Raw genomic sequence first — 12498 nt, 5'->3', positions numbered from 1 at the left:
CGGGTAACAGATTTGACGCATCCCCCTGCCCCTCACCCCAACCCTCTCCCCGCGAGCGGGGAGAGGGAGTTCGCCCCTGCCCCTCACTCGAACCCTCTCCCCGCAAGCGGGCAGAGGGAGACGTCCGTCGCCGCCGCCTTCGTCGCCGCCTGCGAAGCGGAGCTCGCGGCGCCCAAGCCCGGCAATGTCCATCACTTCGCGCCCGGCCACGGCATGGAGGCGAAGGACTTCGTCGACAGCGCCCGCGCCGCCGCGCCCTTCATCGCCGCGCAGGGGGCGAGCGTCGGCGAGCGCATTCTCGGCGCGGTCGAGGCGACATGGGCGGCCGTGGGCCAGAACACCAATCTCGGCATCGTGCTGCTCTGCGCCCCGCTCGCCCATGCGACGCTCACCGCCGAGAGCGACGATCTTCGCCGGGAGACGGGGCGCGTGCTCGGCGCGCTCGACATGAAAGACGCCGACGCCGCCTTTCGCGCCATTTCGCGCGCCAGTCCCGCCGGGCTCGGTTCGGCCGAAGCGCATGACGTCGCCGGCCCCGCCGACGTCACGCTGCTCGAGGCGATGCGCGCCTCGGCGGATCGCGACCGCATCGGCTATCAATACGCCAGCGGATTCGAGGACATCTTCGACACGGGCCTTGGCGCCCTGCAACGCGCCCGAACGCGCGGCCATAACGCGCCGCGCGCGACGCTCGAAGTCTATATGGCCTTCCTCGCCGCCTTTCCCGACAGCCACATCGCCCGCAAATATGGGCTCGAGACCGCGCACGCCGTGCGCGCGGAAGCTGCGGACGTCGCCCTGGAGATCGAAGGCGCGACGCGGGACGCGGCCTTCGCGCTGGCCCTCGCCTATGACCGGAAGCTTAAGGAAAACAGGCTGAATCCCGGCACGAGCGCGGACCTGACGGTGGCCGTTCTTTTCGCCGATTCCCTCCAGCCACTCTTGGCAAGCGCGCGCAAAAATGGTTGAGTCCGCGCCGCGCGGGGTGGTCTCGCGGCTATCTGGCCAACCGGTCGGGCCGTTTCGTCCGACGCCGAAAACGAAGATAGGAGCGGTCGCTGCGCAAGGCGCGCTTGCCGCTTAGGGGGAACTGGAAAGGAAACGCACATGGCTTTGATCAACAAGATGCTGGTCGGCGAGTCGCTCGTCGGCGAGGGCAACGAAGTCGCTCACATCGACCTCATCATGGGTCCGCGCGGTTCGGCCGCTGAGCTCGCCTTCGCGAACGCTCTCGTCAACAACAAGGACGGCTTCACGACCCTCCTCGCGGTCGTCGCCCCGAACCTGCTCTGCAAGCCCAACACGATCCTCTTCAACAAGGTCACCATCAAGGACGCCAAGCAGGCCGTCCAGATGTTCGGCCCGGCCCAGCACGGCGTCGCCAAGGCCGTCGCCGACTCGGTCGCCGAAGGCGTGATCCCGGTCGCGGAAGCCGACGACCTCTTCATCTCGGTCGGCGTGTTCATTCACTGGGACGCCAACGACGACAAGAAGATCCAGGACTACAACTACCAGGCCACGAAGGAAGCCATCGCCCGCGCCGTCAAGGGCGAGCCGAAGGCTTCGGAAGTCGTCGCCAAGCGCAATGAGGCCAAGCACCCCTTCGCTCCGAACTGATTTCGGACGCCTTAGCGCAAGATTTTCGGGGAGCCCTCGCCGGCTCCCCGTTCAGCCGTACAAAAGACGCGCCGCGCAGCCGGGCGTCGACATAAGAATCAGACTCCGCGCGCATGCGCGACCAATAGACGCCGCTCTACGCGAATGGCGCCGGGAGGGATGAAAAACATGGCTTCTTTCTTCGAAAAGATTCTGGGCGCGCTGTTTCCGAAGCCGTCGGCCGGCGGCTTCACGGGATCGGCGAACGCCAAGACCGGCGTCGGCGAGTCGCTCGTCGGCGATGGCAATGAGGTCGCCCATATCGACCTCATCATGGGTCCGCGCGGTTCGGCGGCCGAAAAGGCTTTCGCCAACGGCCTCGTGAACAACAAGGACGGCTTCACGACGCTGCTCGCGGTCATCGCGCCGAACCTGCTCGTCAAGCCCTACACCATGATGTTCAACAAGGTGACCATCAAGAACGCCAAGCAGGCCGTTCAGATGTTCGGCCCTGCGCAGCACGGCGTCGCCAAGGCCGTCGCCGACTCGGTCGCCGAGGGCGTGATCCCGCTCGAGAAGGCCGAAGACCTCTTCATCTGCGTCGGCGTCTTCATCCACTGGGACGCCAATGACGACCAGAAGATCCAGGACTTCAACTATACGGCCACGAAGGAAGCCATCGCCCGCGCGATGAAGGGCGACCCCAAGGCCCAGCGCGTCGTCCAGGAGCGCGTCACCGCGAAGCATCCCTTCGCCGCCAACTGATCGCAACGCCGCGCGCGTCTGCAAGGGGGAGCCCACGCGGCTCCCCTTTTATTTTTGCGCGAGGCGCAGGAGATCCTCGCGCGTCAGCCGTCCGTCGTGCAGCGCCGTCGCGACCAGCGCGCCTGCGGCGCCGGCGACTTTCAGCGCATGAAGATCCTCCATGCCGCGCACGCCGCCGGCCGCATAGACGCGACGCCCCTTTGCGCGCTTTGCGAAGGCGGCGACGCGCGCGACGTCCGGCCCTGCGCCCGCGCCGACGCGCGCCAGCGTCATGACGATGACCCGCTCCGGCCAGAACGCATCGCAATCCTGAAGAAGGGGATTGCCCAAAAATCGCTCTCCGAGATAGTCGAGCGAGAGAATGACGCGCGAATCGTTTCGCAGCGGTTCGAGCGACGCGACATCAGCACAATTCTCGCTTCCGATCACGGGATCGACGCACGGCGATTGCGCCCGATCGCGCGCCTCGTCCAAACTCCTGATTCCGGCGTCGACCCATAAACGAAGCTTCGGGAAGGCCTCGCAGATCCGGACGATTGCGCCGCTGTTTTCGCCGCGCGCTTCGATGGCGTCGAGATCCGCGATATAGAGCGTCTCGAAAGAATGAAGCGCCATCAGCCCGCATGCGACGTCGAGCGGCGCGCATGACGGCGCGAGCGGCGTTTCAATCGGCGCGTATTCATCGCGCCGGCCGGCGATCGCGCGCACGACCGCGCCGTGGCGAATATCGATGACGGGAATGACCTGCATGAGGCATTATAGGCGCATGCCGACGACAAGAACGATCCGCTTTTTCCGCGCCCCGCTTTTTGCGCTCGCCCTCTCCGCCGCGCCCGTATCCGCGCAGACCATGCAGGGCGATTGGCCCTGCAAGCAGGTGCGGGTTCCGGAAATCGCACTTGGCGGCGTCTGGACGGGGCCGTCCATCGAACAGGAAAGAAAGAGCTGGCGCGAGGACGCCGCGGTCGCCGACCTCGTCGCGCGCATCGCGCCCCGGCGCACGCCGCAGGAAGAGGCGGAAAAGCTTATCGACGATTTCGCCAAGAGCGCCGGGGCGAACCGCAAGTCGCGGCTCACCCTCCTTTTTGCGGGACTCTATGAGAAGCTGAACGGCGAGCGGCTCGACATCGTCAACGGTCTCGACCGTTTCGGACGGCGGCTCAAGGAAATGGCGGAAAAGACGCGTAATGAGACGCAGGCTTTCTACGACCTGCAGAACAAGAAGCCGCCGGAGCCGGAGGCGGTGAAGAAGGCCGCCGAAGCGCTGCAATGGCGCGTGCGCCTCTTCGACGAGCAGCGCAAGATGGTGAGCTATGTCTGCGAGAGCCCCGCGCTGATCGAACAACGCCTCGGCGCGCTGGCGCGTAAGATCATCGCGGAGATGGAGTAAGGCAGCGTGGCGCCGCGGTCATTGCGTGCGCAGCAAAAGCAATCCGGCTTTCGCGCGCGCTCTCGAATCTGTCGCGTGGGTCCGATCGAACCCGCCAGCTACTCTCTCGGCTCGGGCCTGCGCTCTTCCAGCTGATGTTTGGCGGCGGCCCAGCCATCCGTGCCTTCCGGATACCAGCTCACATTTGCATAGCCGAGAGTCTGGGCGCGCTTCGCGGCGTTCCACGACATCCAGCAATCCGTGAGGCAGTAGAAAACAAGCGGCTTCTTCTTATCGGCGCCGGTCGCTTTCTCCAGCCCCTTTTCAAAATAGCGCTGCGTCGCCTCGGAAAGGGCGCCGTAGCCCGTATCGGGCAGCCAGACGCTCCCCGGAATATCGAAGCGCGGCTGCTCGCGCCAGACGGCGTTCTTGGGTAAGCCTTCCGGCTTCGGCGCATGCGGCAGCGCGTCGACGAAGACCGCCGATTTCGCCTTCCACAGTTCGAAAGCCCTCGCAGTGTCGATCACCGTCGCGCCCTTCAGCGACGCGGGCACAGGCGCGCGGAATGCCTCCATGCGATAGCCCTCGGGCTCCGGCGGCCGGGCCTTCATCTGCGCCTGGGCGGGCGCGGCGAGGACGAGCGCGAGAAGGGCGGATGCCCAGCGCGTCATCGCGCGGCCTTCTGGACCGGCTGGCCGGCTTCGTCCAGCATGGGCACGCCGTAATTCGCAAGGATCTGGTCGATCTCGCCCTTGTTCTGCGACAGCAGCGTATTGAGTTCGCGCTTCCAGTTCTGATCCGAATGGCGGACGCCGAAGGCGATGCGGAAGGCCATGCGCGTGCCGGGCGTCTCGGGGATCGGCGCGACATTGAGTTTTGTGGTCGACGTTTTGGCGTAATAGCCGGCGATCGGACCCCAGAGCAGCGCGGCGTCGATCTGGCCGGTCTCGAGATCGTGGATCATCGTGGCGCTCGACGATTCGACGCGCGTGTCGATCATGAGCGGATAAGGCTTCACGAGGCCGATCATGCCGTTCTTGGCGAGAATATTTCCCGGCGGCGTGTTGGCGACGAGACCGATCTTGCCCTTCTTTTCCTTGAGGCGCGGATCGTCGAGATCCTTGACGCCGTCGAGATCAGAGCCCGCGCGGGTCACGATGGCGTAGGTCGTGCGGTAATAGGGATTGGTCGGCTGCACGAGGTCATTGCCTTGCGGCATGCCGAGAATAACGTCGCAAAGATGGGCATTCAGGGTATTGCGAACGAAACCGGTCGCGCCGGGATAGAAGGCGTAGGCGAGCTCCTTGTGGAGCTTCGCGGCGAGAAGCTCCGCGATCTTGTTTTCGAGACCTTCGCCCTTCTCGTTCGAGAAGGGAAGGTTGTTGGGATCCGCGCAGACGCGGAGCACTTTGGGATCGATCAATTCGATGCCGCTGGCGTTGTCCGAGCCCTTCGCGCCGGCGTCGGGTCCCATATGCTGCGCGGCGGCGGGAAGTGCGGCGAGGCCGAGCGCGAGAGCGAGGGCCTGCTTCCATGATTGTTTGAAGTGCTTCTGCCGCTTCACGCGATGACGCTCCCGATTTGACGCGCGCATATGCGCCGATGGACCAATGTTTTCCAACAAATAGTCCCGGCCCGCGGCGTTCGCCACGAGAAAACGAAAAAACCCGGAAGCCATGACAGCTTCCGGGCCCGAGCGCCCAGACCATCGGTCGGGTTCGTCAAGCCAGCGGCGAGACCGATACCGGCCCAACCACCAACGCCCGAGAACACGGCGACGTACTGCTTGCCACCATGCTCATGTAGGTCATGGCGTTGCCGATGATGCCCGACGGCGTCTTGAACTTGAACAGTTCCTTGCCGGTCTTCTGGTCGACGGCTTTGAAGTAGCCTTCGAGCGTGCCGTAGAAGGCAACGCCGCCGGCCGTCGTCAGAGCACCTGACCAAACCGAGAACTGCTCAGGCTTCGACCAGACGATCTTGCCGGTCGTAGCATCCCAAGCGATGAAGTTACCCATACGCTCCGGCTTATCCGGGCCGGGAACATCGACAGCGTGGCGCCGACGTAGGGCTGACCAGCCGTGTACGAGACCTTGAACGGTTCGTAGTCCATGCAGACGTGGTTCGTCGGAACGTAGAACAGCCTTGGTCAGCGGCGAGAACGACGCCGGCTGCTGGTCCTTCGAGCCGAGAGCCGCAGGGCAGATGCCCTTCGTGTTGAAGTCCGCGCCGTTTGCAAACGTCGAGTACTTCTTCACGCGGATCGGACGGCCATAGTTCGGGCTCGACTTGTCGAGATCGACCTTGGTCGCCCAGTTGACGACCGGATCATACTTCTCGGCGACGAGCGGCTCGCCCGTCACGCGATCCAGCGTGTAGGCGAAGCCGTTACGGTCGAAGTGAACCGCAACCTTGCGCTTCTCACCCTTGATATCGAGAGTGGCCAGGATCGGCTCGTTGATGCCGTCATAGTCCCACTCGTCGAACGGCGTCATCTGGTAGGCCCACTTGGCGATACCGGTGTCGACGTCGCGAGCGAACATCGTCATCGACCACTTCTGGTCGATCGGCTTGCCGTCCGGTCCCGGCACGCTGAGCCGGGTTCCAGGTCGAGGGGTTACCCGTGCCGTAATAGATCAGGTTGAGGTCCGGATCGTAGGCCATGTAGCCCCAGGTCGAACCGCCGCCGATCTTCCACTGATCGCCGTTCCAGGTCTTGAGCGAAGAATCCTTGCCGACCGGCTTGCCGAGCGAGATGGTCTTCTCCGGATCGACGAGGATGTCGGAATCCGGACCCATCGAGTAGGCGCGCCACACCTTTTTGCCGGTGTTGATGTCGTAGGCGGTGACGTGGCAGCGAACGCCGAACTCGGCGCCCGAGATACCGATGATCACCTTGTCCTTGACGACAAGCGGAGCACCCGTGCCCGTCTCACCCTTCTTTCGGATCGCCGTCGACGACCTTCCACAGTTCCTTGCCGGTCTTCGCGTCGAGAGCGACGAGAGCGGTATCGGCCTGGTGGAGGAAGATCTTGCCGTCGGCGTACTGCACACCACGGTTGACCGTGTCGCAGCACATCACCGGAATGACCGACGGATCCTGCTTCGGCGTGTACTTCCAGATGATCTTCTGCTCGTCGGCGAGGTTCAGAGCATAGACGACGTTCGGGAACGCCGAGTGAAGGTACATCACGTCGCCGATGGGCGAAACCTCCCTGATGACTCGGGAAAATTTCGGGGGCATCGCCAATCTCGGCGCCATTGTCGGCGACGACGCGGTCGCCGTGATCGACACGGGCGGGAGCCTCGCTCAAGGCAAGGCGTTTCTCGCCGCGTTGCGGGAAAAGACACAAAAGCCGATCCGTTACGTCATCAACACCCACGCCCATCCCGACCATGTCTTCGGCAACGGCGCCTTCGTCGCGGACGGCGTCACATTCGTCGGCCACAGGAACCTGCCACGCGCGCTCGCAACGCGGGGCGAGCATTATCTCGCCGCCTTCCGCCAGATCATGGGCGACGCGCTCGACGACACGACCATCGTCGCGCCGACGCTGACCGTCGCCGATTCGATGACGCTCGATCTCGGCGGGCGCGAGATCCAGTTGCAGGCCTGGCGCACCGCCCATAGCGAGGCAGACCTCACCATCCTGGACAAGAAGACAGGCACGCTCTTCGCCGGGGACCTGCTCTTTCTTCAGCATGTGCCGGTGGTGGACGGAAGCCTGCTCGGCTTTCTCGACGTCGCCGACAAGCTCGCGGAGATCAAAGCCGAGCGCGTCGTGCCGGGGCACGGTCCAAAGGTCGCGCCCTGGCCCAGGGCGCTCGACGACGAGCGCGCTTATCTGACCAAGCTCACCGCCGGCCTGCGCGCCGCGATCAAGAAGGGCGAAAGCGTGAAGGAGGCGGCGGCGACGGCGGCGGGCGACGAGCGGCCGAAATGGAAGCTCTTCGACGATTACAACGCCCGCAACGCAACGGCCGGGTTTGCGGACCTCGAGTGGGAGTAGGCGGTCGCGGCTTTCAATATGTCGCGGTGAGATAGTCGACGATCTTCTGCGCGTCGGCAGCGTCGATGGGCGCATGATAGGAGTGGATCATCTTGTCGACCTCGCCTTCCCAGAATTTCCGTCCCATTTTCGGCGGCTGGGTGAGGATGTAGTCGACCGAATGGCAGGCCGCGCAATTGTTCTGCGCCGTCTCGAGCCCCGGGCCGGGCCGCAGCTCAGCGGTCTCGCCGGGGAGGCTGTAGGACAAGGGCTTCGCCGCGCAGGGCGCTGCGATCAGCGCGAGGGCGGCGGCAAGAAGCGAAATCCGCATCGTCCTTCTCCTCAGCTCGCCTGGACGCGAATCGTCTCGACGACGTTCCGCATATAGCCGGGGGGATTCCATAAGGGCTCCAGAGGCTGCGACCGGCCGGCGCCGGCGATCGCGAGCGTCTTCAGCTCATGCGGGCCCGCGGGGAGAGAAAGCTCCGCCCGCCACTCGCGGAAGGAATATCGGCCGAGATTCTCGCCCAGCCGGGCCTGCGTCCAGTTCTTTCCGCCATCCGCCGAGACGAGCACGGCCCCGATCCCCTGCCCGCCATCGAAGGCGATTCCACGCAGGGCGGTTTTAGCCGCGGCGCGCACTTTCGCGCCGTCGGCCAGATTGGTGATGAAGGAGCGCGTGGCGAGGCGCTTGATCGGGGTCGTCGCGACGGCCGGCTCGCCCGGCGGCGTGCAGGCGCAGTCATTGTCCGGAATGCGGTAGGCCTTCGACATCCAATAGCCGTCGAAGGGCTGGTCGAGCACGATGATTTCGCTCAGATGCTTGACCCAATAGGTTCCGTAATAGCCCGGAACCACGAGGCGCAGCGGATAGCCGTTCAGCCAGGGAAGATCCTCGCCATTCATGGCGTAGGCGACCATGACCTCGCCGTCCCCGGCATGGAAGAGATCGAGCGCCTTGACGAAATCCGGCGTCTCGGGGAGCGGCGGGCCGTCGAGCCCGTTGAAGGCGACCTGCCGCGCGCCCGTCTGCACGCCGGCTTTGTCGAGGATCGCCGAGAGGGGGACGCCGCGCCAGCGGGCGTTTCCCATCGCGCCGTTTGCGAGCTGGCCGCCCGCGACGCGCGGGCTGACGAAGCCGCGGCTGTTGCCCGAACACTGGTTGACGGCGACGATCTCGACTGGCGCGAAACCGCTCTTGAGCTCGGCGAGAGAGAGCGAAAGCGGCCGGGCGACCTTGCCCTTCACGGCGAGCCGGAAGGTCTCGGGGTCGATCGAGAGCGGAATGCCGGAGAGGTGGTAGCGGACGAAAAACGCGTCATTGGGCGTGATGACGCCCTCGTCGAACACCGAAAAGCGCGTCTCCAGTTGCGGGGGCCGCGCCGTCAACAGGATCAGCTGGCGCTTTCCAGGATAACGAACCAGCGGACGCTCGCCATTGGCGAATGGGAGGACGACGGGCTCCATCGCGGCCGAGTCGCGGGCGCCGCCAAATGCGAGCGCGCCCGCGCCGATGAGAAGCCTTCTTCTATCCATGGGCCGTCCTCGCTCGCGCGGCTCGAGCCTGCGCCGTCCACATTACAGGACGAATGCGATCCGCAGTCTATGCGCGAGCGACGAGAGCGCCGTGACTTTGTCTCACCGTCCCGCCCCGACCTGCGCTAATCTCCGGCCAAAATCCGGGAGGAACCGAATGTCTGGAACCCGCACCGCGCTCGCCGCAGCCCTGCTCGCGGTCGCATTTTCCACTTACGCCGTCGCTGAACCCGCAGATCCCTGGCCGAGCCTCGTCACGGACATCTTCCACGGCCGCGAGATCGCGCCCGCCGACGGGACCATCTCGCTCGACGCGCCCAAGCGCGCCGAGGACGCAGCCATCGTGCCGATGACCATGCGCTTCTCCGACCCCGCGAAGGTGAAGGCCGCGACGCTCGTCATCGACCAGAACCCCATGCCCATGGCGGCGAGCTTCGCGCTTGGCGACAAGTCGGGCGTCGACTTCATCGAGACGCGCGTGCGGGTGAACAGCTACACCAATGTCCATGCCGTGGCCGAGACGCGCGACGGGAAGCTGCATTCGGAAATGAAGTTCGTGAAGGCGTCGGGCGGCTGCTCGGCGCCGGCCGGGAAGGACCCGGACGAGGCGCTCGCCAATATGGGCAAGATGAAATATCGCGAGTTCAGGAGCGCAGTCGCGGGCCAGCGTGAAGCGCAGATCATGATCAGGCATCCGAACAATTCCGGCATGCAGATGGACCAGATCACCCGCGCCTATACGCCCGCGCATTACATCGACGCGGTCGAGGTCTGGCAGGGCGACGAGCTGATCTTCAAGATGGAGGGCGGGATTTCGCTGTCGGAAGACCCGAACTTCCGCTTCTCTTACGCCCCGAATGGCGCAAAGACGATGCGCGTCGTGGCGCATGACAATAAGGGCGGCGTCTACAAGGGCGAATGGCCGATCGCCGAACCGTCCTGATCTTTACGAAACGGCAACTGAAAAAACAAAGGGAGCGCCAACGCTCCCTTCTTCATTCCTGCTTGACGTTCACGCGAAGATCGTGATCGCCGCGCAAAAGGCCAGCGGCAAGGTCGCCAGCGCACAAATCGCCGTCACGCACGCAACTTTCTGAAACTCAGGCGCCTCTTGGCGCATCTTTCTCACCAACGCCATCTCACTCACTCCCGGCCACGCTTCTTCCCGCGCGCTCATTGACGTTGGCGCGCTCCCGTTAACGCGCGGCCATGGGAAAAGGTTGCAATTGTAATCGTCGCCGCGACAATTTTTGTCGCGACGACGTCATACGACGTTACGGTGAAGCTTGCGTTAAGCGCGCGCGACGGCGAGCGGCGCCGGACGCGCCCTGGCGGGCGCCGGCGCCGGCGCATTGTTCTCGCTGAAGAGCTCGGCGAGCTTTTCGGTCATGGCGCCGCCCAGCTCCTCGGCGTCGACGATCGTCACCGCGCGGCGATAATAGCGCGTCACGTCATGGCCGATGCCGATGGCGATCAGCTCCACGGGCGATTTCGTCTCGATGTCGTGGATGATCTGGCGCAGATGACGCTCGAGATAATTCCCGGGATTCACCGAAAGCGTCGAATCGTCGACCGGCGCGCCGTCGGAGATCATCATCAGAATGCGCCGCTGCTCCTGCCGCGCGAGAAGCCGCCGATGCGCCCAGTCGAGCGCCTCGCCGTCGATATTCTCCTTGAGCAGGCCTTCGCGCATCATCAGGCCGAGATTGCGCCGCGCGCGCCGCCAGGGGGCGTCGGCCGCCTTGTAAATGATGTGACGGACGTCGTTGAGGCGGCCGGGATTCGCCTTCTTGCCCTCGTTGAGCCACAGCTCGCGCGATTGCCCGCCCTTCCAGGCGCGTGTGGTGAAGCCGAGAATCTCGACCTTCACGCCGCAGCGCTCCAGCGTGCGCGCCAGAATGTCGGCGCAGGTCGCTGCGACCGTGATCGGACGGCCGCGCATCGAGCCCGAATTGTCGAGAAGCAGCGTCACAACCGTGTCGCGGAACTCCATGTCCTTCTCGCGCTTGAAGGACAAAGGCTGCTGCGGGTCGATGATGACGCGCGGCAGTTTGGCGGGGTCGAGCATGCCCTCTTCGAGGTCGAACTCCCAGCTGCGGCTCTGCTGCGCCATCAGGCGGCGCTGCAGGCGGTTGGCGAGGCGGCCGACGACCGAGGAGAGATGCAGCAGCTGCTTGTCGAGATAGGCGCGCAGCCGGTCGAGCTCTTCCGTATCGCAAAGCTCCTCGGCGCGGACGATTTCGTCGAAGCGGGTGGTGTAGGCGCGGTAGTCGGAGCCGGAGCGGTCGGCGTTCGGCGTGGTCGGGCGGCGGGCCTCGGAGGCCTCCTCCATATCGCCGTCGTCGGACTCCTCCGGCGTCTCGCCATAGGGGGCCTCGGCGGATTCGCTCTCGCCTTCCTGCTCGGAATCCTCGGCGGCGAGCGCCGTCTCCATCTCGGCGGCGCTTTTGGCCTGGTTCTCTTCCTGCTCCTGCTCCTCGCCCTCGTCCGGATTTTGCGGGGCCTCGTCGGTTTCGTCCTCGGCCTCGGTCTCGTCGGGCGCCTCGGCGCCGGCCATGTCGAGATGCGAGAGCAGTTCGCGGACGATCTGGGCGAAATGCCGCTGGTCCTCGACCGCGCCGACGAGCCGGTCGAGATCGGGGCCGGCGCGCTCCTCGAGGAAGGGGCGCCAGAACTCCACGATCTTCGCGCCATGGGGCGGCGGCTCGAGGCCGGTGAGGCGTTCGCGCGCGATCAGCGCGAGCGCGTCCTCGAGCGGCGCGTCCTCGCGGCTCATGATCTTTTCGGTATGGCTGCGCGTATAGCGGTCTTCGAGCATCGCACCGATATTGGCGGCGACGCCCGTCATGCGCCGCGCGCCGATCGATTCGACGCGGGCCTGCTCCATGGCGTCGAAGGCCGCGCGGGCCTCCATCGTCTCGGGCGCATAGCGGCGATGCAGAGCGTCGTCATGGCAGGCGAGGCGCAGCGCCATGGAATCGGCCTGGCCGCGCACGACCGCGGCCTCCTTGGCGGAGAGCTTGCGCGGCGGCTCGGTGATGCGGGCCTTGGCGCCGTCCTCCGTCTGGATCAGCGAGGGCCGCTCGGGCGCGAAGGCGACGTCGAGCTTGGGGCTTTTCGCCATGGCGCGCATGGCGCCGGCGACGGCCCGCTTGAACGGTTCCTGCGGAGCTTCCTTGGGAGAGGCGGGGCGGCGGTTTGTCGGCGCGGGAGGCATGCGCCACTATATGCGCGGGCGCGCGG

12 protein-coding genes and 2 pseudogenes are annotated in these 12498 nt (G+C 65.3%); 6 read left to right on the top strand and 8 right to left on the bottom strand.

The genetic code is table 11. The annotated features are described in order from the left end of the window. The first annotated feature begins 12 nt into the window (after window positions 1-12). The 3 genes from ACPFMJ_RS15375 to fae (ACPFMJ_RS15365) all read left to right on the top strand — a co-directional run bounded on the left by ACPFMJ_RS15375 (window position 13) and on the right by fae (ACPFMJ_RS15365) (window position 2361). Window positions 13-969 carry a triphosphoribosyl-dephospho-CoA synthase gene (locus tag ACPFMJ_RS15375; protein ID WP_424360825.1) on the top strand — a complete coding sequence of 319 codons (957 nt, stop codon included), beginning with the start codon at window positions 13-15 and terminating at the stop codon, window positions 967-969. Between the two features lie 138 nt (window positions 970-1107). Next, entirely contained in the window at window positions 1108-1617 is a 510-nt protein-coding gene (gene fae, locus ACPFMJ_RS15370) for a formaldehyde-activating enzyme (RefSeq protein WP_424360824.1), read from the top strand. Window positions 1618-1785: 168 nt separating this feature from the next. Then, window positions 1786-2361 carry a formaldehyde-activating enzyme gene (gene fae / locus ACPFMJ_RS15365; RefSeq protein WP_424360823.1) on the top strand — a complete coding sequence of 192 codons (576 nt, stop codon included), beginning with the start codon at window positions 1786-1788 and terminating at the stop codon, window positions 2359-2361. 48 nt (window positions 2362-2409) lie between these two features. On the opposite strand, the gene ACPFMJ_RS15360 is transcribed toward fae (ACPFMJ_RS15365), so the two are convergent. After that, on the bottom strand, window positions 2410-3111 hold the full coding sequence (locus ACPFMJ_RS15360; RefSeq protein WP_424360822.1) for a HisA/HisF-related TIM barrel protein: 702 nt from the start codon (window positions 3109-3111) through the stop codon (window positions 2410-2412). Between ACPFMJ_RS15360 and ACPFMJ_RS15355 the strand changes: the two genes are divergently transcribed. Beyond that, window positions 3110-3751 (top strand): hypothetical protein, encoded by a 642-nt coding sequence (locus ACPFMJ_RS15355; RefSeq protein WP_424360821.1) that lies wholly within the window; start codon window positions 3110-3112, stop codon window positions 3749-3751. The genes ACPFMJ_RS15360 and ACPFMJ_RS15355 overlap by 2 nt on opposite strands. Window positions 3752-3849: 98 nt before the next feature. Here ACPFMJ_RS15355 and ACPFMJ_RS15350 read toward each other — a convergent pair whose 3' ends face one another. The 3 genes and pseudogenes from ACPFMJ_RS15350 to ACPFMJ_RS15340 form a co-directional block, all read right to left on the bottom strand. After that, window positions 3850-4401, bottom strand: a complete 552-nt coding sequence (locus ACPFMJ_RS15350; RefSeq protein ID WP_424360820.1) for a PQQ-dependent catabolism-associated CXXCW motif protein — start codon at window positions 4399-4401, stop codon at window positions 3850-3852. Further along, on the bottom strand, window positions 4398-5204 hold the full coding sequence (locus ACPFMJ_RS15345) for a substrate-binding domain-containing protein (RefSeq protein WP_424363883.1): 807 nt from the start codon (window positions 5202-5204) through the stop codon (window positions 4398-4400). Before ACPFMJ_RS15345 ends, ACPFMJ_RS15350 begins: the two co-directional genes overlap by 4 nt. Window positions 5205-5290: 86 nt before the next feature. Next, window positions 5291-6932 (bottom strand): annotated as a pseudogene (locus ACPFMJ_RS15340) (PQQ-dependent dehydrogenase, methanol/ethanol family); the annotation flags it as partial. 1 nt (window position 6933) lies between these two features. Between ACPFMJ_RS15340 and ACPFMJ_RS15335 the strand changes: the two are divergent. Further along, window positions 6934-7740: pseudogene (locus tag ACPFMJ_RS15335) on the top strand (quinoprotein relay system zinc metallohydrolase 2); the annotation flags it as partial. Window positions 7741-7753: 13 nt separating this feature from the next. Here the strand turns inward: ACPFMJ_RS15335 and ACPFMJ_RS15330 are convergent. Both ACPFMJ_RS15330 and ACPFMJ_RS15325 read right to left on the bottom strand, forming a co-directional pair. Continuing rightward, entirely contained in the window at window positions 7754-8050 is a 297-nt protein-coding gene (locus tag ACPFMJ_RS15330) for a cytochrome c (protein WP_424360819.1), read from the bottom strand. Window positions 8051-8061: 11 nt separating this feature from the next. Continuing rightward, window positions 8062-9255, bottom strand: coding sequence for a molybdopterin-dependent oxidoreductase (locus ACPFMJ_RS15325; RefSeq protein ID WP_424360818.1), 1194 nt, complete (start codon window positions 9253-9255; stop codon window positions 8062-8064). 157 nt (window positions 9256-9412) lie between these two features. On the opposite strand from ACPFMJ_RS15325, the gene ACPFMJ_RS15320 reads away from it, so the two are divergent. Continuing rightward, entirely contained in the window at window positions 9413-10198 is a 786-nt protein-coding gene (locus ACPFMJ_RS15320; protein WP_424360817.1) for a quinoprotein dehydrogenase-associated SoxYZ-like carrier, read from the top strand. Between the two features lie 69 nt (window positions 10199-10267). On the opposite strand, the gene ACPFMJ_RS15315 is transcribed toward ACPFMJ_RS15320, so the two are convergent. Further along, window positions 10268-10432, bottom strand: a complete 165-nt coding sequence (locus ACPFMJ_RS15315) for a hypothetical protein (RefSeq protein ID WP_424360816.1) — start codon at window positions 10430-10432, stop codon at window positions 10268-10270. 114 nt (window positions 10433-10546) lie between these two features. Then, window positions 10547-12472: a cobaltochelatase subunit CobT gene (gene cobT / locus ACPFMJ_RS15310; protein WP_424360815.1), complete on the bottom strand. Its 1926-nt coding sequence runs from the start codon at window positions 12470-12472 to the stop codon at window positions 10547-10549. Window positions 12473-12498: the final 26 nt, after the last annotated feature.

Source organism: Methylocystis parvus (genome assembly GCF_049675845.1).
Taxonomy (GTDB): Bacteria; Pseudomonadota; Alphaproteobacteria; order Rhizobiales; family Beijerinckiaceae; genus Methylocystis; species Methylocystis parvus_A.
The sequence above is the reverse complement of the archived record's forward strand: the minus strand, read 5'-3'. Positions and strand labels throughout refer to the sequence as shown.